Consider the following 20,609-nt stretch of genomic DNA (forward strand, 5'->3'; position numbering starts at 1 on the left):
CATATAGAATATATCAATGATAAAAGATAGTTATTGAAAATAGCTATTGGAAGGAATGGAAGGAAAATGATATGATAAGCATCAGAAATTCAGGAAATTGGTGCGGGAATATGAAGAATAAAAAATTGTGGATATTTATTGGAATTCTGCTGATTGTCATTGTTTTGAACCAGGTCTTCGGATGGTCTTCTTATCTGGGGGATATGGACAATCTGGAATTTCTGGAAAGAATGGTTGAGCAAAATCTGGCTATAGCGTCGATCATATATATGGTACTGACGATTGTTGGATGTGTGGTGCTGGCACTTCCCGGAGTTACCTTTGCAATTATTGCGGGGATATTATTTGGACCTGTATGGGGAACTGTATTTTGTTCAGCGGCAACAACGGTCGGTGCGATTCTGGCTTTTTTTATGGGTAGATTTTTTTTGAAAGACAGTATCAAACCACTGGCAATGAAGAATCGTTATCTGAAAAAATGGTTGTTTGACGAATCAGGTAAAAATGAAATATTTGTTTTGATGATCACCAGACTTGTCCCGGTTTTTCCTTATAATCTTCAAAACTTTGCTTATGGAGTAACCGATATCGGGGCAGGAACCTATGCGGTATTTTCAATGTTATTTATGCTTCCGGGAACAGCAATGTACACGATTGGTGCAGCAGGACTGGCGGATTCAGAAAACAGAGTTCTTTATATTGGAATAGCACTATTTATGGCAAGTTTGATGGTTGGAATCGGAATCTATTTGAAAAAACATTATATAAAAGAGGGTAAGACAGAGAATGACGGTATGGAAGAAGTGTAATCAGGCAGTGGTTGTATTTACAAGGATCCCACTTCCGGGACAGACCAAGACAAGAATGATGCCGTATCTGGATGCAGAACAGTGTGCGAGGCTGCATACGAATTTTCTGAAAGATATTGCAGTTGCATGCAGACAATCTGCGGCCGATGTATTTGTCTATTATACACCGGAAGGACCGGTGGGAATCCTGGAAGAGATCTTTGAATATGCAAAAGGATTTGAAGTGCAGAAGGGAGACAACCTTGGACAACGGATGTATGTGGCAATTCGGGACATACTTGAAAAGGGGTATGAAAAGTGTGTGCTGATCGGTACGGATATTCCGGAGATTCAGGCAAAATATCTGAAAGAGGCTTTTGCGGCACTTGATCATTACGATGTGGTATTCGGACCAACTGCGGATGGAGGATATTATCTGACTGGAATGAAAAAACCTCTTGCGGAAACTTTTGAAAAACAAAGCTACGGACATGGAAGTGTTCTGGATCATACGATTGAGAGTCTTAAAAGTAAAGGGATTACGGCGGGGTTCGTTACGGAGCTGGAGGATATGGATACCAGAGAAGATCTTGCTGCATATCGGAATCGTATGAGAACAGAACGAAATCTCCGGTATACATATACTGGAAAGTATTTGATGCGAACCAGCAGGATATCCATAATTATTCCGATATACAATGAAGAAAAAACAGTGGGCAGGTTAAAAGAACAATTAAGAGGACTCAAAAAACACTGTGAGATTCTGTTTGTAGACGGAGGAAGTACAGATCGGACTCTTGAGAAGCTCGGGACAGAATACAGAGTAATCCGGGCACCGAAAGGAAGAGCCAATCAGATGAATGCCGGCGCAAAAGCAAGTAGTGGTGATATCCTGTTTTTTTTACATTGTGACAGTGAATTGCCGCTGCATCCACTGGAAGAGATCCGATATGTCATGAAAGATCACAGAGTCGGGTGTTTTGGGGTGGCATTTCAGTCGCATAATTTTTTTATGTTTACCTGCAGGATTGCTTCCAACTGGAGGGCAAAACACAGAAAAATCATGTTTGGAGATCAGGGGATTTTTATTGACAGAGATCTGTTCTTTGAAGTTGGAATGTTTCCGGATATGCCAATCATGGAAGATTATCAGTTTTCATTGAGTTTAAAAAAGAGAAAAGAGAAAACAGGGATTACAAAGCACCGGATCTACTCATCAGATCGGAGGTTTGAGGGAGGAAGTTTCAAAAAATTAGCTGTTATGGCAAAAATGCACTGGCTGCGCTTGCAATACAGGAAGCATGTGTCGGCGGAAAAAATTGCACGGCAGTATCCGGATATCAGATAGAGAAAGAGGGAAAGAACGGATGGACAGAATAAAAGGCTTATATGAATATGTCAGTGGGAAAAAATATCGTGAGGCGCTTGGCCTTCCGGACCAGGTATGTGAGGAGTATCGGCTTCTTGCACAGGGCGAGTATAATATCAATTACCTGTTTGTGCATCCGGTCACAGGTCAAAGGCTTCTGCTCCGGGTCAATTGTGGAAGCCAGATGCATCTGGAAGACCAGATAGAGTATGAAGGTTATGCGCTAAGGCTTCTGGAAAAGACCGGAAGGACACCAAAAGTATTATATGTGGATGGAGAAAAAGAAATACTGGATTATGGGATACTGGTTATGGAATATCTTCCGGGACACAGTCTGGATTATCGAACTGAGCTGGAACGGGCAGCAGGGTGTCTGGCAGACATTCACAGTATGAAACTTGAGGGGGACAACCGTCTGCTTCGTCCAAAGGATCCTCTGCGCGCAATTCTGGAAGAGTGTGAAGAAATGGTCAGAGTCTATATGGAATCAGTGCTTGCGGATGAAGAAAAAAAATCGACTCTGCGGCAGTTGCTGGAATATGGATGGGAAAAAATAGAAAGAGAAGAGTGCCGGCCTGATTATCGCTGCTGTATTAATACAGAGCTGAATTCTACAAATTTTCTGATAAATGCTGAGGGAGAAAGAGATTACCTGATAGACTGGGAAAAACCTTTGTATGGAGATCCGGCACAGGATCTCGGGCATTTTATTGCGCCCACAACAACGTTCTGGAAGACGGATGTGATTCTGACGGTTCCTGAGATGGAACGATTTCTGGATGGATATATTGAAAAGGTGAATGGGAGATATCCAACGGAAGGATTGAAGGAAAGAGCGCTTTTGTATGCGCAGATCAATTGTCTGCGCGGGGTCACATGGTGTGCAATGGCATGGGTACAGTACCAGCAGCCGGACAAGCTTATCGTTAATGAATCAACGAGACAGAAACTGGATCAGTATCTGGCAGATGAGTTCCTTTCGATGATCCGGGAGTTTATTATGCATAGATAATATCTATAATACACATAGATGAAAACAATTAGACTGGCAGAGGATACGATGATAGAATAGAATGAACAAATGAATTAAACTGGGAGGTAAAATGATGAGAAGAATGAAGAAATATGCTGCACTGTTTCTTGCGATGGTTATAGCAGCTGGTCTGGCAGGCTGTGGATCCGAGAAAGAAGAAGCTCCGAAGGAAGAAGTGAAAGAAACAACCGAAACAGAAGAGCAGAAAGAAGAAACAGATGAAGAGGCAACTGCAGATGAGTTTACCGGGAAGTATGTTGTTAACACTGATTATGTAATTGAACATATGGACAGTGAAGATGTCATTCTTGTAGATGCCCGTGGGGAAGAGGCAGCTGCAGAAGAAACGGTACAAGGTGCGATCGCAACAACATGGCAGTATCTTGCAACCTGTGAAGACGGTGCTCCCGGAGATGCAAACTGGGGATGTATCCTGGATACAGAACGTCTTGGGCAGAGACTGGGGGAACTTGGTCTGGATAAGGAGAAGGAGATTATCTTATTTGCAGCAGCAGATGAAGGCTGGGGAGATGATGGCCGTATTGCATGGGAACTTCTCGCTGCCGGTTATGAAGATGTAAAGATCGTGAATGGTGGATTTCAGGGTCTGAAAGAAGCCGGTGCCGAGATGCAGCAGGGGGCTTCACAGCCACAGCCATGCGAGGTTACGGTTGATGCAATTGATGAAACACATGTAATCAATACAGATGAACTTCAGGAAAATTATGACAGTTATAAAGTGGTAGATGTTCGTGCAGATGAAGAATATAACGGAGAGATTCTGTACGGAGAGGCTAATGGAGGACATCTTCCGGGAGCGATTCACATTCGTTTTACAGATTTGTTTCAGGAGGATTCTACATTAAAGACGAATGCTGAACTTACACAGATGTTTGAAGATGCGGGACTGTCTCAGGACGATCAGATTGTAACCTATTGCACAGGAGGAATCCGTTCTGCATATATGCAGCTTGTCATGGAAATGTGTGGTTTTGAGCAGGTGAAAAACTATGATGAATCCTTCTACAGATGGGCAGCAGTCGGGGAACTTGAATAACGGCAGGATCAGATGGAGATAAGACATGGAAGAGAATACGAATAAAAAGTCATGGATGGGGAAAATTATTGTAATTGTATTAATTGTAGCTGCGATTGCTGCATATTATCTTATTCCGTCTGTCAATCAGACGATGAATAATATTGTAAAAATGTTCGCGAGCGGAGATTTTACAGTGGTAAGAGAATTTGTTGCATCTTATGGCGTGTATGCAGTTCTGGTATCATTTTCATTGATGATCTTACAGTCAATAGCGGCACCGCTTCCGGCTTTTTTGATTACTTTTGCCAATGCCAGTCTGTTCGGATGGTGGAAAGGAGCAATCCTGTCCTGGTCAAGTGCTATGGCAGGAGCCGCAGTTTGTTTCTTTATTGCAAGAATCCTGGGACGGGATGTGGTAGAAAAGCTTACCAGTAAAGCAGGGCTGGAACAGATTGATGAGTTCTTTGACAAACACGGTCAGCTCAGCATATTAATAGCAAGGCTTCTTCCCTTTATTTCCTTTGACATTGTAAGCTATGCGGCAGGACTTACATCGATGTCGTTCGGGAGTTTTTTCCTTGCAACGGGAATCGGTCAGCTTCCGGCGACAATCGTATACTCCTATGTAGGAGGAATGCTGACAGGAGGAGCGAAGATGCTGGTATCGGCATTATTCATCCTGTTTGCACTTGCAGCTCTGATCGTTCTTCTGAAACAGGTTTATTCAGAGCGGCAAAAGAAAAAAGCAAAATAATATTTACGGGGAGAAGATACGTATGAAAAGAAGAATAATATCTGTTGTTTTAGCTGCATTGATGATGCTGTCGCTTGCAGCGTGTGGAAGCAAAAGTGAAGAGGCTTCCGGAAGTGATGACAGCAGCAGTGAAAAATCGATAGAAGAAATGAGCTTTGATGAACTGAAAGAAGCTGCAAAGGGATCTACGGTGACCTTTTATGGCTGGGGTGGAGATGAGAAGCTGAACGAATGGCTGGATGATGTATTTGCGCCTCTGATGAAAGACAAGTATGATATTACGATGGAAAGAGTACCGATGGATATTGATCAGATCTTAAGTCAGTTGTCCGGTGAACTCCAGGCCGGTGAGGAAGACGGAAGCATCGATATGATCTGGATCAACGGCGAAAATTTCCAGTCTGCGAAGGAAAATCATATGCTTTATGGACCGTTTACAGACAAGCTTCCGAATTTTAATGATTATATTGACACCGAGTCTGAAGATGTTACGCTGGATTTTGCGTATCCGATCGAGGGCTATGAAGCGCCTTACGGGAAAGCCCAGATGGTTTTGGTTGGAGATACTGCTGTGACATCTGAATTTCCGAAGAGTGCGGACGAACTGCTGGAATACGTAAAAAAATATCCGGGCAAAGTTACTTATCCGGCACTTCCGGATTTTACAGGGAGTGTGTTTGTTAGAAACATTATCTATGAAATCTGTGGCTATGAGCAGTTCCTTAACATGGAAGCTGACAAAGAGACTGTGAAAGAAGCTGTGGAACCGGCTATGGAATATCTGAGACGGCTGAATCCTTATCTGTGGAATGAAGGAAAGACTTTCCCGGATTCTTCCACGACTCTTGATAATATGTTTGCAGATGGAGAAGTGATATTAAATGTAACGTATGATGCTTTTGCGACAGCTGTGAAGATTGAAGAGGGCACTTACACGGAAACAACTCAGACATTCCAGTTTGATAAGGGTACGATTGGAAATACAAACTTTATGGCAATTGCAGCAAATTCCCAGAATAAAGCTGGAGCAATGGTTGCCATCAATGAGATGATGTCACCGGAGATTCAGGCGGACAGATACAACACACTGAAAGTATTGCCGGTTGTTGATTATGATAAGCTTTCGGATGAACAGAAAGCAGAATTTGACAAAGTAGACCTGGGAAGGGGCACGATTCCGCAGGATGAGCTTCTGGAGAAGCGTCTCCCGGAAATGCCGGCTGAATTGGTTCCGATCATTGAAGAAATCTGGGAAGAAGAGGTCGTTGGCAAATAATGCGAAAGAAACTGGCACCATATCTGTTGTTAGTTCCGCAAATAATACTTACAATATTGTTTTTTATAGGATTATGTACTGGAATCATCCAAAGTCTGGGGGTGATTCCAGCATTTGATTTAACGGAACCAACACTGCAGTATTATAAAGAGGTATTAACCAGACCGGATATGTTGACATCCGTATTTTTCAGTTTATATATTGCATTCACCTCGGCATTGCTGGCGACAGTGGCGGGGGTTTTTCTGTGTATGCTTCTGGTAATGAGTGATAAGGCGAAAGGTCTGATGATGAGGATCGTTCAATTGCCGATTACAGTGCCCCATGTTGTTGTGGCATTGTTTGTAATCAACATTCTGTCACAGAACGGATTTCTGGCAAGATGTGCATATGCATTTGGTATGACCCGGGATCAGAAGGATTTTCCTGTGTTGATCTACGATACACATGGAGTCGGAATTATCCTGGCATATTTGTGGAAGGAGATTCCTTTTATTGTATATTTTACGATTGCGTTGATGGCCAATATCAATAATAACCTTGGAGAAGCAGCCGTGAATCTTGGCGCGGGCAGATGGACTGCGTTTCGGAAGGTTACACTTCCCTTATGCAGAAATACCATTCTGAGCGGTTTTCTGATCATATTCGTATTTGCCCTGGGGGCCTATGAACTGCCACTGCTTCTAGGGGCAACGGCGCCAAAAGCACTTCCGATTCTGGCATATATACAATATATTCATCCTGACCTCAGGCACCGTCCGTATGCGATGGCTCTGAATGGAATCATTATTATGATATCCCTGCTCTGTGCAGTGGCATATTTTATATTGATGAAGAAAAATATAAAGGGGATGTCTGGTAAAAAATGAAAACGAGAAATCATAGGATGATAAGAATAATATTGATGATTTTTGCACTGCTGATCGTTGTTCCTGTGGTATGGATGGTCATCTGGGCATTTACAGAGCGATGGGCATGGCCAGATATTCTTCCGCAGGTTTTTTCATTTCGTGCAATAGAGGGAATACTCAGAAAATCCACCCGGCTGGGGCAGATGATGCTCTCGAGTGTATTCATCTCACTGGCAGTGGCGGCAGTGGCGGTCGTTATAGGAACAATGACTGCCAGAGCACTGGTGCTGTATCAATTTAAGGGGAGAGACGTTATGTATTTCTGTTCCATCCTGCCATTTATGGTTCCGGTGACGGTATTTGCCATGGGGATTCAGGTTACGTTTATTAAACTTGGATGGAATAATACGGTTTGGGGAGTCATATGTGCACATCTGGTTTGTTCTCTTCCGTATGCAGTCCGGCTTCTGATGGATGGGACGGAGGCGTTGGGAGATGGATTGGAAGAACAGGCAAGAGTGCTGGGAGCTTCGGCAGTACAGGCGTTTTTCCGAGTGACTCTTCCGCTTCTGATACCGGTTCTTCTGTCAGCATTCAGCATGGCTTATATCGTATCTTTCAGTCAATATTTTCTGACACTGCTGATTGGTGGCGGACAGGTAAAAACTTTTACAATTGTAATGGTTCCGTATCTGCAGGGAGGAGACAGAAATATTGCATGTGTTTACAGTGTGATCTTTCTTGGGATTACTCTGGTGTTGTTTGGAATATTTGAATGGACTGCGGGAAAAATCAGTAAAAATAACAGTACGGAATTTTATTCATAGATCAATTAGGAGAAAGCATGAGCCTTAAAATAGAGAATTTGAGTATAAAACTGCAGAAAGAGGAGATTCTTCATGATGTTAGTCTGGAGATCAGAAAAGGAGAGTTTGTCTCACTCCTTGGTGCATCTGGCTGTGGAAAAACGACATTGCTGAAAAGTATTGCAGGACTGCTGGAGACAGAAGACGGATCGATCAGTATTGACGAGCAGAAGATGGATCATGTAGCGCCGGAAAAACGGGGGACGGTCATTGTATTTCAGGATCTGAGATTATTTCCGCATATGACAGTGGAAAAAAACATATCCTTTGCCCTGCAATTGAAGAAAGTGCCGAAAAAAGAACAAAAAAAACGTGTGGAAGAACTTCTTGAAGATGTTCAGTTGTCCGGTTATGGGGAGCGACGTATGAAGGAGATGTCGGGAGGACAGCTTCAAAGAGTGGCTCTTGCAAGAGCTTTGGCGGCAGAACCCAAAGTACTGCTTCTGGATGAGCCCTTTTCCGGATTGGATGAGAAACTGAGAATGGAGATGGGAGCTCTGGTAAAAAGGCTGCATCAGGAATGGAAGCTTACAACAATTCTGGTGACACACGATAAGAGAGAAGCACTTCAGATGTCAGACAGGATCGCACTTATGAGTGATGGGAGAATCCTGCAATATGCATCTCCGGAGGAGATTTTCTATCATCCACAGACAAAAGCAGTTGCGGAATATTTCGGAAAAACGAATTATCTTCGGGGAAATGCTGTGCAGGGGATATTCCGGTGTGGGCTTGGAAGCTGGAAGACAGATATGCCGGATGGAGCGTATGATGCCATGATACGTCCTTTCAGTATGCAATTAATCGATGCAGGTGAGAGTGGTACAATCGAAAAAATAGAATTTATGGGTGAGACGGCTGAGATCAGTATTAAGACTTCAGAGGGTACGGTGATCTGTTCGGTATCCGGGAATGAAAGACGTGTAAGAAATCTGAAAGTCGGGGATCGTTCAGGAATTGCAGTGAACGAGAAAGAGGTGGTTTATTACCAATGAAACATATTGTATATGATTGTGATAATACGTTTGGCGTAAAGAATTGTGATGTGGATGACGGGCTTGCACTGTTGTATCTGCTTGGATGTAAGGATGCGATCGTTCATGGGATTACATCGACATTTGGCAACAGTACGATTGAGATAGTTCATCAAACGATTCAAAAGATGTTAAAGGAGATCGGAAGGGAAGATATTGCTCTGAAAAGAGGTGGAAACTGTGCGGGTGATTATCAGAGCGAGGCTGCAGATTATCTTGCCGATATGGCGCGTAAGTACCGGGGAGAGCTGTCAATTCTGGCAACGGGTTCTCTGACGAATTTAAGGGGTGCTTATCTTCGGGATCCGAAGTTTTTTGATAATGTAAAAGAAATTGTGCTGATGGGTGGAATTACGAAGCCGCTGGTTTTTGAAAAAAAGGTGATGAATGAGCTCAATTTTTCCTGTGACCCACTTGCGTCTCTCACGGTTCTGGAAAAAGGCAGACGCGTTTCTGTTATCACAGGAAATAACTGTCTGAAAGTGCTTTTTACGAAAAAAGAATATAAAAAAGAACTGTTTACAAGTGACAGAGATATTGCGAAATATATTCGGGAACGCACAGATTACTGGTTTGGCTATAATCAGGAGGATTATGGAATTCAGGGATTTTATAACTGGGACGTTACGGCTGCGGTCTATCTGATGCATCCGGAGTTGTTTGATGATGTGAAAGACAGATATCATTTTTCGGAGGAAGATCTAAAGACGGGATATCTGCGTGCGTCCGGGAACGGGAGACATGAATGTAATCTTCCTGTGATTTTGGAAGAACAGGCTTTTAAAAGGAATATATATGATACCTGGATGAATGTGGAAATGCCAAAGAGATCAAATATGGATTCGACGGTGTGAAAAAATGGTTTAAATATAAAAAAATGAAAATTTTGCCTTGCAAACAAAAAACACATGTGCTACCATATATTAAAAATTTCAATTTATAAAAGTAAAGCGATGAAAGAGACTCTGTTCTTTGGAACTTGACAGGAATGTGGCGTCACCGACTGAGAGCGCTGCTTGAGGAATAAGAACAATAGGGAACACTCCGGAGCAGACTGATTGAACCTAAGTAGGTCAGTACGTTGGCGCACGTTACGCGCGAGAGAGGAACCCGATGCTGGGTTCAATGCGGGTGGTACCGCGGATAGCGAAGATGATATCCGTCCCGGAATACGTATGTATTCCGGGACGGTTCTTTTTTTGCAAGCTATTCGTCCCGGGAAGAAAAGGAGGAAAACAGCATGGATTATTTAACAGGCGTTCAGCCAAAAGAAACACTGGAAATCAGCGAATTGATGGAACAGGCAGTGCAGGGATCAAAAGTTAAGGTGAACGGTGCGGTTCATACGATCCGCGATATGGGTACCGTGGCATTTGTGATTCTGAGAAAAAGAGAAGGGCTTCTTCAGTGTGTATATGAAGAAGGTTCTGCAGATTTTGATCTGAAAGAGATTCAGGAAGCGGCAACAATAGAGGTAGAAGGTGTTCTGGAGGCAAATGAGAAAGCACCAAACGGAATCGAAGTCCGTATGGAAAAACTGAGGATCTTGAGTGAGCCGGCAGATGAGATGATGCCGCTTGCAATATCCAAATGGAAGTTAAATACGTCTCTGGAAGCAAAATTGAATTATCGTTCTATTTCTCTGAGAAATATCAGAGAACGCGCAAAATTCAGAATACAGGAAGGACTTACCAGGGCGTTCCGTGATTTCCTGTACAGTCAGGGATTTACAGAGATCCATACACCGAAGATCGGAGCAAAAGGAGCTGAGGGAGGCGCGAATATTTTTAAACTGGATTATTTCCACAGACCTGCAGTGTTGGCACAGAGCCCACAGTTTTATAAGCAGATGATGGTAGGTGTATTCGACAGAGTATTTGAAACTGCGCCGGTATTTCGTGCTGAAAAGCATAACACAAAACGTCATCTGAATGAATATACCAGTCTTGACTTTGAGATGGGATATATTGATGGATTTGAAGATATTATGGCAATGGAGACCGGATTTTTACAGTATGCAATGGATCTTCTGGATAAGGAATATGCAAAAGAGTTGAAGATTCTTGGAGTAACGCTTCCGCAGGTGGATCAGATTCCGGCAGTTCCGTTTAAAGAGATTAAAGAACTGGTTGCCGAAAAGTATGGTCATAAGATGAGAAACCCATTTGACCTGGAGCCGGAGGAAGAGGTCCTGATCGGGCGGTACGCAAAAGAAGAGTGGAACAGTGATTTTGTGTTTGTAACTCACTATCCGTCCAAAAAGCGTCCGTTTTATGCAATGGATGATCCGGAGGATACCAGATATACATTGAGCTTTGATCTGTTATTCCGCGGACTTGAGATTACAACCGGAGGACAGCGTATTCATGATTATAAGATGCTGACAGAGAAGATCGAAGCAAGAGGAATGTCAGAGGAAGGCATGGAGCAGTATCTGTCAACCTTTAAGCATGGCATGCCGCCACATGGAGGTCTGGGAATTGGTCTGGAGCGTCTGACGATGCAGCTGATCGGAGAAGATAATGTAAGGGAGACAACATTGTTCCCAAGAGATTTGAGCAGGCTGGAGCCTTAGAATCAGGAGAGAAAAGTCGGGAGGAAAAAAGAATGGCAAATAAGATATCAGATGAGACCATTGAATATGTAGGCATTCTTGCAAAACTGGAGCTGTCCGGTCAGGAAAAAGAGGATGCCAAGGCTGACATGGAGAAGATGCTGGATTATATCGATACATTAAATGAACTGGACACAGAGGGAATTGAGCCGATGTCTCATGTATTTCCGGTTCACAATGTATTTCGAGAAGATGTAGTGGTCAATGGGGATGGAAGTGAAGATACACTGGCAAATGCACCACTAAAGAAAGATCAGAGCTTTAAAGTGCCGAAGACGATAGGATAGGAGGAAGATACGGTATGGATATTACAAGCTTAACAGCGGTAGAGCTGGGGAAAAAAATCAAAGCAAAAGAAATATCTGTCATGGATGCCGTAAAAGCCTCCATCGCACAGATAGAAAAAGTAGAAAAAGATGTACACAGTTTTGTTACAGTTGATAAGGAAGGTGCATTAAAGCGTGCAGAAGAAGTGCAAAAGCAGATTGATGATGGGATCCTGACAGGGCCGCTTGCAGGTGTTCCGGTAGCAATCAAGGATAATATGTGTACGAAAGGTATGCTGACAACCTGTAGCTCTAAGATCCTGGAGAATTTCAGACCTACATTTACTTCGGAGGCAGTTCTGAATCTGGAAAAAGCAGGTGCGGTTATTATAGGTAAAACAAATATGGATGAATTCGCCATGGGAAGTACAACTGAGACTTCCTATTATGGCGCAACGAAAAACCCGTGGAATCTGGAACATGTTCCGGGTGGATCTTCCGGTGGTTCCTGTGCAGCGGTTGCAGCAGAAGAATGCCCGTACGCATTGGGGTCTGATACAGGCGGTTCCATTCGTCAGCCAAGTTCCTTCTGTGGAGTTGTCGGCATTAAGCCAACGTACGGAACTGTATCACGGTATGGTCTGGTTGCTTATGGGTCTTCTCTGGATCAGATCGGACCGATTGCAAAAGATGTTACAGACTGTGCAACGATTCTGGAGACGATCGCGTCCTATGATACAAAAGATAGTACATCCATCGCAAGAGAAACATATAACTTTACAAGTGCGCTGAAAAATGACGTGAAGGGGATGAAGATCGGAATTCCAAGAAGTTATTTTGGTGATGGCCTGGATGCGGAAGTAAGAGAACCTATTTTGAATGCGGTAAAGGTACTGGAAGAAAAAGGAGCAATCGTAGAAGAATTTGATCTGAATCTGGTGAAATATGCAATTCCGGCATACTATGTAATTGCTTCTGCGGAAGCAAGTTCCAATCTTGCACGGTTTGATGGCGTGAAATATGGATATCGCACGGAAACGTATGAAGGGCTTCACAATATGTATAAGAAGACTCGTTCTGAAGGGTTTGGACCGGAGGTAAAACGAAGAATCATGCTGGGATCATTCGTTCTGAGTTCCGGATATTATGATGCTTATTACTTGAAGGCATTACGTACCAAGGCATTGATTAAGCAGGAGTTTGACCGGGCATTCGAAAAGTATGATGTGATCATTGCACCGGCAGCACCAACAACTGCTCCGGAAATCGGAAAAAGTTTAAGTGATCCGATTCAAATGTATCTGGGAGACATTTATACAATATCTGTAAACCTTGCAGGACTTCCGGGAATTACAATTCCGGTCGGAAAAGATACGAAGGGACTTCCGGTCGGCATGCAGATCATTGGAAATTGCTTTGAAGAAAATAAGATTATTCGTGCGGCATATACATTTGAACAGACAAAAACTTATGAGAGACCAGAGATCGCAAAGGAGGCAAGATAATCATGGCAAAACAATATGAAACTGTCATCGGACTGGAAGTCCATGTAGAACTTGCAACGAAAACGAAGATATTCTGTTCCTGCAGCACGGAATTTGGGGGAGCACCAAATACACATACCTGTCCGGTATGTACCGGTATGCCGGGGTCTCTTCCGGTGTTGAACAAACAGGTGGTAGAATATGCAATGGCAATTGGTCTTGCAACAAACTGTGATATTACAAAGGTATGTAAGTTTGACCGGAAAAATTATTTTTATCCGGACAATCCGCAGAATTATCAGATCTCACAGCTGTATCTTCCGATTGCCAGAAATGGTTATGTAGAGATTGAGGTTGGAGATACAAAGAAGAAAGTACGTATTCATGAGATGCATATGGAAGAAGATGCCGGAAAGCTGATTCATGATGAATGGGATGATACGTCTCTTGTGGATTATAATCGAAGTGGGGTGCCTCTGGTTGAGATCGTATCGGAGCCGGATATGCGTTCCGCGGACGAGGTAATCGCATATCTGGAAAAATTGCGTACGATTATCCAGTATCTCGGAGCTTCTGACTGTAAGCTTCAGGAAGGCTCCATGAGAGCGGACGTAAACCTTTCTGTCAGAGAGGCCGGAACAAAAGAATTCGGAACCCGTACAGAGATGAAGAACCTGAACTCTTTCAAGGCGATTGCAAGAGCCATCGAAGGGGAGCACGAACGACAGATAGAGCTGATTGAAGCCGGAAAAATGGTTGTACAGGAGACCAGAAGATGGGATGATAACAAAGAATCATCGCATGCTATGCGTTCAAAAGAGGATGCGCAGGATTATCGTTATTTTCCGGAACCGGATCTCGTACCGATTGTAATCAGTGATGAGTGGATTGATAAAATCAGATCCCGGCAGCCGGAATTCCGTGACGAGAAGCTGGAACGTTATAAAAAGGAATTTGATATTCCACAATACGATGCGGAGATTATCACAGAATCAAAGCAGATGGCAGATATCTTTGAAAAAACGACGGCGCTCTGTGGAAAGTCCAAGAAAGTATCCAACTGGCTCATGGTAGAAACAATGCGTCTTCTGAAAGAGAAGGGGATGGAGCCGGAGGATATCAGTTTTTCACCGGAGAATCTTGCGAAACTGATTCAGCTTACGGAAGCGGGAACAATCAACAGCTCCGTGGCAAAAGAGGTGTTTGAACAGATCTTTGACAAAGATGTGGATCCGGATCAGTATGTAGAAGAACACGGATTAAAAACGGTAAACGATGAAGGTGCGCTGGAGGCAGTTCTGGAAAAAATAATTGCAGAGAACCCGCAGGCAGTTGCTGATTACAGAGGGGGAAAAGAAAAAGCACTCGGCGCGCTGGTAGGACAGACGATGAAAGCTATGAAAGGAAAGGCAAATCCTGGAATGGTCAATCAAAAATTAAAGGAAATGCTGAAATAAAGCAGACATTTTGCAGAGTGTATGCGGATTTCTGGACATAGGGTTATCATCTGTGATACAATTTGAAAGGCAAAAATTTTTGGTATATAGATAATAGAAAAGGAGATGTCATATGGGAGGTTTTTTTGGTGTAGCATCAAAGGAAGACTGTGTACTTGAACTTTTTTACGGTGTGGATTATCATTCGCATCTGGGAACACGACGCGGCGGAATGGCAACATACGGAGAGGGAGGATTCAATCGTGCGATTCATAATATTGAAAATACTCCGTTTCGTACAAAGTTTGACCGGGATGTAGGGGAAATGAAAGGTAATCTTGGTATCGGATGTATCTCTGATTTTGAGCCTCAGCCTCTTTTGATTCGTTCAAAGCTCGGAAGTTTTGCAATCACAACCGTCGGAAAGGTTAATAATTACGATGATCTTCTGGAACGGTTGTATGACAGTGCGCATTCTCATTTTCAGGAAATGACGAATGGTCAGATCAATATTACTGAATTGATTGCTGCTTTGATCTGTGAAAAAGATTCTATTTTGGAGGGAATCAAATATGTGCAGGAATTGGTGGACGGCTCTATGACACTCTTAATCCTGACACAGGAGGGCATCTATGCTGCCAGAGACCGTTATGGAAGAACACCGCTTGTGATCGGCCGTAAGGATAATGCATATTGTGTTTCTTTTGAAAGTCATGCATATATTAATCTGGGATATGTTGATTACAAAGAACTGGGTCCGGCAGAGATTGTATTTGTTACTCCGGAAGGTGTTGAGACGTTGAGTGGTCCGAAGGAAGAGATGAAGATATGCTCCTTCCTGTGGGTATATTACGGATATCCAACCTCTTCCTACGAAGGAGTTAATGTAGAAGAGATGCGTTATCGATGCGGAAGTATGCTGGCAAAGAGAGATGGAGATTCCGTTCATCCGGATATTGTTGCGGGTGTTCCGGATTCCGGAATTGCACATGCGATTGGATATGCGAATGAATCGGGCATCCCGTATGCAAGACCGTTTATCAAATATACGCCTACATGGCCGCGTTCTTTTATGCCGACCAATCAAAATCAGAGGAATCTGATTGCGCGTATGAAACTGATTCCGGTACATGCGTTGATTGAGGATAAGAAACTCCTTCTGATTGATGATTCTATCGTGCGTGGAACACAGCTTCGTGAGACGACAGAATTTCTGTATCAGAGCGGAGCAAAGGAAGTACATGTTCGTCCGGCATGCCCACCGATCATGTACGGATGTAAGTATCTGAACTTTTCACGTTCCAAGTCAGAGATGGAACTGATCGCCAGACAGATGATCAGGAAACGCGAAGGAGACGATGTATCAAAGGAAGTATTGGAGGAATATGCAAATCCGTGCAGCTGTAAGTATGCGCAGATGATAGAGGATATTCGCAAACAGCAGAATTTCACGACGCTGCGGTATCACAGACTGGATGATCTGCTTGCGTCTATTGGCATTGAACCTTGCAAAGTATGTACATATTGCTTTAACGGCAAAGAATAAAAGAAAGTATGAGTGCAGTAAGGCGCGGGCCTTATCGGGAAAATCATTCCGATGCCTCCGCTTCTTACTGATCAGATTACGAATTTATAAGAGCCCGGGAGATGGACAGAATGCTGTCTGTCTCCCGGGCTTTTACAGATTCAGGCCGGATTCTTCGGGGGTTCATGCAGAGGGAATAGTGCAGGTGTAACTTTAGAATAATTTAATTATTAAGTTCCCTTATTCATCTTTTATACGTGCTATAATATAAAGAAATAATGGCGGGATGCATATTACGAAAGGAGCAAATATGGGTGGATTTGTTACCCTGGAGGGTGTGAAAAAGATATATCGGATGGGAGAAGTTGAGATTATGGCTGCGGCAGGTATTGATTTTGAGATTCAAAAGGGAGAGTTTGCTGTGGTGGTAGGGCCGAGTGGTGCCGGTAAGACTACGGTGCTGAATATTCTGGGCGGCATGGATACTGCATCAGAAGGAAAAGTGATCGTAGATGGAAAAGATATTTCCGGGTATTCGCAGAAGCAGCTTACGGCCTATCGGAGAGATGATATTGGTTTTGTGTTCCAGTTCTATAATCTGATTCCAAATCTGACCGCACTGGAGAATGTAGAACTGGCGCTTCAAATCTGTAAAAATCCGATGGATGCTGTACAGGTAATGGAAGAGGTTGGATTGGGAGATCGACTGGACAATTTTCCGGCACAGCTGTCAGGCGGAGAGCAGCAGAGAGTATCGATTGCAAGAGCACTTGCGAAAAATCCGAAACTTCTTCTCTGTGATGAGCCGACAGGAGCGCTGGATTATAATACCGGGAAATCAATCTTAAAACTTTTGCAGGATACCTGCAGAGAAAAAGGAATGACGGTCATTTTGATCACACATAATTCGGCAATTGCACCGATGGCAGACAGAGTGATCAAGATAAAAAATGGAAAAGTATACAGGATTAGCCGAAACGAACATCCGGTATCTGTTGAGACGATAGAATGGTAGGAGCGAAAAATGAAGAAAAAAGTAACGCGTAAAGATTTTTATATGGAGATCAGAAGAAGTCCGGGGCGTTTCCTGTCCATTCTTTTTATTGTTGCACTGGGAGTGGCATTTTTTTCCGGAATCCGAGCGGCAGAACCATCCATGCGGATTACCGGAGATGCGTATTTTGACGGCGACAGTCTGATGGATATCAAAGCACTCAGTACTTATGGGGTAACAGAGGATGATGTAAAGGCCATAGAAGAGGTAGAAGGAGTTGCAGAAGCCGAGGGAGCCTACAGTGCGGATTTTCTGTACAATGTAGAAGATAAACAGACGGTACTGCATGTTATGTCTTTACAGGAACAGATGAATGAAGTTACGGTCAGTGAAGGAAGACTACCTGAGAAAGTGGGGGAATGTCTGGCGGATGATGAATCGGATTATCAGATTGGAGATGTGATCACGCTGAAGAGCGGGACAGAGGATCCGGTGTCTGATACTTTAAAAACAGAAGAAGTTAAGGTGGTTGGAAGAGGAAACAGCCCCTGTTACATATCTTATGGACGGGGAAGTACAACGATCGGTACCGGTAATATAGATGCATTTCTTATCGTTCCGGAGAGTACCTTTGACCTGGATGTGTATACAGAAGTATACGTCCGGGTGGAAGGAGCGGAAAAACTGCTTGCTTTTTCGGACGAATATGAAGACTGCGTGGAAGAGGTAATGGATCATATAGAGGCCATTACAGATGAAAGAGCAGCTGTACGCAGGCAGGAGATTGTGGGTGAGGCAAATGAAAAGCTTGCAGATGCCAGAAAAGAACTGGAAGATGGAAAGCAGAAAGCTGAAAAAGAGCTAAATGATGCGGCACAGGAGCTTGCGGATGCACAGAAGCAGTTGGATGATGCGAAGCAGAAGATCAGCGATGGCAGGAAAGAGATTGCGGATGCAAAATCTGTCCTTGCAGAAAAACAACAGGAACTGGATGTGGCAAAGGAGCAGTACCAGTCCGGAGTGCAGCAGCTTGCAGAAGGGCGTCTGGCATACGAATCAGGTCTGTCACAGTTTGAATCGGGAAAGGCACAGGCGGAGGCACAGATCAAAGAAGGAGAAGTGGGACTTGAAGTGATGCGGCAGAGTCTGGATGCTTCCTGGATAGAATATGAGCAGTTTCTTGCCATGATTCCGGAAAGTCCACAGGAGGGAACGCCGGAATACGAAAAATGGAAAGAGGACAATCAGGAACTGCTGATACAGGCAGAACAGATGAAGGCGACTCTGGATGCACAGGAGCAGATCTATCAGGAGCAGTTGGCGAATCTGGAAGCAGCAAAACAGCAGCTTGTGGAGACCCAGAAAACGCTTGAGAGTACAAAGGCGCAGCTGGATGCGAGTGAAGCAGAGCTTATGCAGGCTGATCAGAAGCTGAAAGACGGGCAGGCTCAGATTCAGTCTGGATGGAAGGAAATACAGGACAGTGAAAGTGAACTTGCAAAAGGGGAATCTGAAATCGCTGAGAATGAATCAAAGCTCGCAGATGCCAGAACAGAATATGAAGAGGGAAAGGCAGAAGCGGAAATTGAGATTGCAGATGGAGAAGCCGAGATTGCAGATGCAGAAGAAGAAATTGCCAAAATCGAATCTCCGAAATGGTATGTATATGACAGAAGTACATTGACAGAATATGCCGGACTTGGGGAAAACGCAGAACGAATCGGAGCGATAGGAAGAGTATTTCCAGTGATCTTCTTCCTGGTAGCAGCGCTGATCAGCCTGACCAGCATGACCCGTATGGTGGAAGAGCAGAGAATCTCAATCGGAACAATGAAGGCTCTTGGATATGATAAATTTGCGATTGCTGCGAAATATCTGGGATACGCACTTCTTGCAACGGTTGGTGGAAGTGTCTTTGGAGTATTGGTGGGTGAAAAGATCCTGCCGTATATTATCATATATGCATATGGTATTCTGTACCGGCATATTCCGAAGATCCTGGTGCCATATGACTGGACATATGCAGCAATGGCATCGGTAGCGGCAATTGCATGTACAACAATAGCAACACTTCTGGCATGTTATCGGGAACTGGAGTCTCAGCCGGCCGTATTGATGCGTCCGCCGGCGCCAAAAAATGGAAAACGAGTCTTCCTTGAACATATTTCATTGGTCTGGAAACATCTGAACTTTACATGGAAGTCGACAGTTCGTAATCTGATGCGTTATAAAAAACGATTTTTTATGACGATTTTTGGAATCAGTGGATGTATGGCACTGATGCTGGTCGGATTTGGACTGCGTGATTCGGTATATGAGATCGCGGATCTCCAGTATGCAGAGATTCAGGTGTACGATGGAAGTATCTATCTGAAGGAAGACCTGACGGATGAAGACAGAGAACATTTGACACAGTACCTCGAAGAAGATGATGATCTGGCTCGCTTCATGGAAGCGGACATGAAGAAAATCACGCTTGTCAATGGAAAGAAAGAAAGGGATACTTATCAGTGTATCTTAAGTTCTTCTGAGAATGCAGATGATTATGTTCATTTCCGGGATCGAAAAACAAAAGAGGTGTATCATCTGTCAGATGACGGAGTGATTATCAGTGAAAAAACGGCAAAACTTCTGGATGCAAAGGCAGGCGATACCATCTGTATCAGGGATAAAGAGAATGGCAATAAGGAGATAAGGATTGATCATATCTGCGAGAACTATATGGGACATTATATGTACATGACTCCGAAGTATTATGAGAAAGTGTACGGGGAGAAACCGGAGTATAACAGCGTATTCTTTGCAGTAGACGACTCTTACTCTAAGGAAGATCTGGAAGATGCAGGACAGGAGATACTGGCACAGGAGGAAGTCTTAAGTGTCGGATATATGCATGACATTGAAAAACAGCTGGATGATATGCTCGGAAGTCTGAATCTGGTAATCATAGTACTGATTATATCTGCCGGAATGCTGGCCTTTGTTGTACTCTATAATCTGAATACGATCAATATTGCGGAAAGAAAAAGAGAACTGGCAACTTTGCGGGTGCTTGGTTTTTATAATCCGGAAGTTGCTGGTTATGTGTATCGTGAAAATATCCTGTTGACACTGATCGGTGCGTTGGTCGGCGTAGGACTGGGCAGGGTTCTGCATCTGTTCATCATTCAGACGGTGGAAGTAGAAGCGGCCATGTTTGGAAGGAATATTAATTTTCCGAGTTACATATACAGTCTGTTGTTTACGATAGCATTTTCCATGATTGTAAACGGAATTATGT

17 protein-coding genes are annotated in these 20,609 nt (G+C 43.6%); all 17 read left to right on the forward strand.

The window, feature by feature from the left end:
- Positions 1-71: 71 nt before the first annotated feature.
- Positions 72-809, forward strand: coding sequence for a TVP38/TMEM64 family protein (locus JQM82_RS08050; protein ID WP_235249598.1), 738 nt, complete (start codon positions 72-74; stop codon positions 807-809).
- Positions 787-2,136, forward strand: a complete 1,350-nt coding sequence (locus tag JQM82_RS08055) for a TIGR04283 family arsenosugar biosynthesis glycosyltransferase (RefSeq protein WP_235249599.1) — start codon at positions 787-789, stop codon at positions 2,134-2,136. Before JQM82_RS08050 ends, JQM82_RS08055 begins: the two co-directional genes overlap by 23 nt.
- A gap of 19 nt (positions 2,137-2,155) precedes the next feature.
- Positions 2,156-3,169 (forward strand): phosphotransferase family protein, encoded by a 1,014-nt coding sequence (locus JQM82_RS08060; protein ID WP_235249600.1) that lies wholly within the window; start codon positions 2,156-2,158, stop codon positions 3,167-3,169.
- 91 nt (positions 3,170-3,260) lie between these two features.
- A complete protein-coding gene (locus JQM82_RS08065) occupies positions 3,261-4,247 on the forward strand; it encodes a sulfurtransferase (protein ID WP_235249602.1) in 987 nt (328 codons plus the stop codon).
- 25 nt (positions 4,248-4,272) lie between these two features.
- Complete coding sequence (locus tag JQM82_RS08070; RefSeq protein WP_235249603.1) at positions 4,273-4,983, forward strand: TVP38/TMEM64 family protein; 711 nt, start codon at positions 4,273-4,275, stop codon at positions 4,981-4,983.
- 22 nt (positions 4,984-5,005) lie between these two features.
- Positions 5,006-6,259 (forward strand): ABC transporter substrate-binding protein, encoded by a 1,254-nt coding sequence (locus JQM82_RS08075; RefSeq protein ID WP_235249605.1) that lies wholly within the window; start codon positions 5,006-5,008, stop codon positions 6,257-6,259.
- The gene (locus tag JQM82_RS08080) at positions 6,259-7,128 is read left to right on the forward strand and encodes an ABC transporter permease (protein WP_235249606.1); all 870 of its coding nucleotides are present in this window, start codon (positions 6,259-6,261) and stop codon (positions 7,126-7,128) included. The genes JQM82_RS08075 and JQM82_RS08080 overlap by 1 nt, the downstream gene beginning before the upstream one ends.
- Positions 7,125-7,937 (forward strand): ABC transporter permease, encoded by an 813-nt coding sequence (locus tag JQM82_RS08085; protein ID WP_235249607.1) that lies wholly within the window; start codon positions 7,125-7,127, stop codon positions 7,935-7,937. The genes JQM82_RS08080 and JQM82_RS08085 overlap by 4 nt, the downstream gene beginning before the upstream one ends.
- Positions 7,938-7,954: 17 nt before the next feature.
- Entirely contained in the window at positions 7,955-8,971 is a 1,017-nt protein-coding gene (locus tag JQM82_RS08090) for an ABC transporter ATP-binding protein (RefSeq protein WP_235249608.1), read from the forward strand.
- Positions 8,968-9,864: a nucleoside hydrolase gene (locus JQM82_RS08095; RefSeq protein ID WP_235249609.1), complete on the forward strand. Its 897-nt coding sequence runs from the start codon at positions 8,968-8,970 to the stop codon at positions 9,862-9,864. Before JQM82_RS08090 ends, JQM82_RS08095 begins: the two co-directional genes overlap by 4 nt.
- Positions 9,865-10,250: 386 nt before the next feature.
- The gene (aspS, locus tag JQM82_RS08100; protein ID WP_235249610.1) at positions 10,251-11,585 is read left to right on the forward strand and encodes an aspartate--tRNA(Asn) ligase; all 1,335 of its coding nucleotides are present in this window, start codon (positions 10,251-10,253) and stop codon (positions 11,583-11,585) included.
- 32 nt (positions 11,586-11,617) lie between these two features.
- Entirely contained in the window at positions 11,618-11,911 is a 294-nt protein-coding gene (gene gatC, locus JQM82_RS08105; protein WP_235249611.1) for an Asp-tRNA(Asn)/Glu-tRNA(Gln) amidotransferase subunit GatC, read from the forward strand.
- Positions 11,912-11,925: 14 nt separating this feature from the next.
- Positions 11,926-13,395, forward strand: coding sequence for an Asp-tRNA(Asn)/Glu-tRNA(Gln) amidotransferase subunit GatA (gene gatA, locus JQM82_RS08110; RefSeq protein WP_235249613.1), 1,470 nt, complete (start codon positions 11,926-11,928; stop codon positions 13,393-13,395).
- 2 nt (positions 13,396-13,397) lie between these two features.
- Positions 13,398-14,831, forward strand: a complete 1,434-nt coding sequence (gene gatB / locus JQM82_RS08115; RefSeq protein WP_235249615.1) for an Asp-tRNA(Asn)/Glu-tRNA(Gln) amidotransferase subunit GatB — start codon at positions 13,398-13,400, stop codon at positions 14,829-14,831.
- 112 nt (positions 14,832-14,943) lie between these two features.
- Complete coding sequence (locus tag JQM82_RS08120) at positions 14,944-16,356, forward strand: amidophosphoribosyltransferase (protein WP_235249617.1); 1,413 nt, start codon at positions 14,944-14,946, stop codon at positions 16,354-16,356.
- Positions 16,357-16,645: 289 nt separating this feature from the next.
- The gene (locus tag JQM82_RS08125; RefSeq protein WP_235249619.1) at positions 16,646-17,350 is read left to right on the forward strand and encodes an ABC transporter ATP-binding protein; all 705 of its coding nucleotides are present in this window, start codon (positions 16,646-16,648) and stop codon (positions 17,348-17,350) included.
- 9 nt (positions 17,351-17,359) lie between these two features.
- Positions 17,360-20,609: ABC transporter permease (locus JQM82_RS08130; protein ID WP_235249621.1), on the forward strand; the 3,250-nt coding region annotated here is incomplete at its 3' end.

Origin of the sequence: Faecalicatena contorta, assembly GCF_021531995.1 — a bacterium.
Taxonomy (GTDB): domain Bacteria; phylum Bacillota; class Clostridia; order Lachnospirales; family Lachnospiraceae; genus Dorea_A; species Dorea_A contorta_A.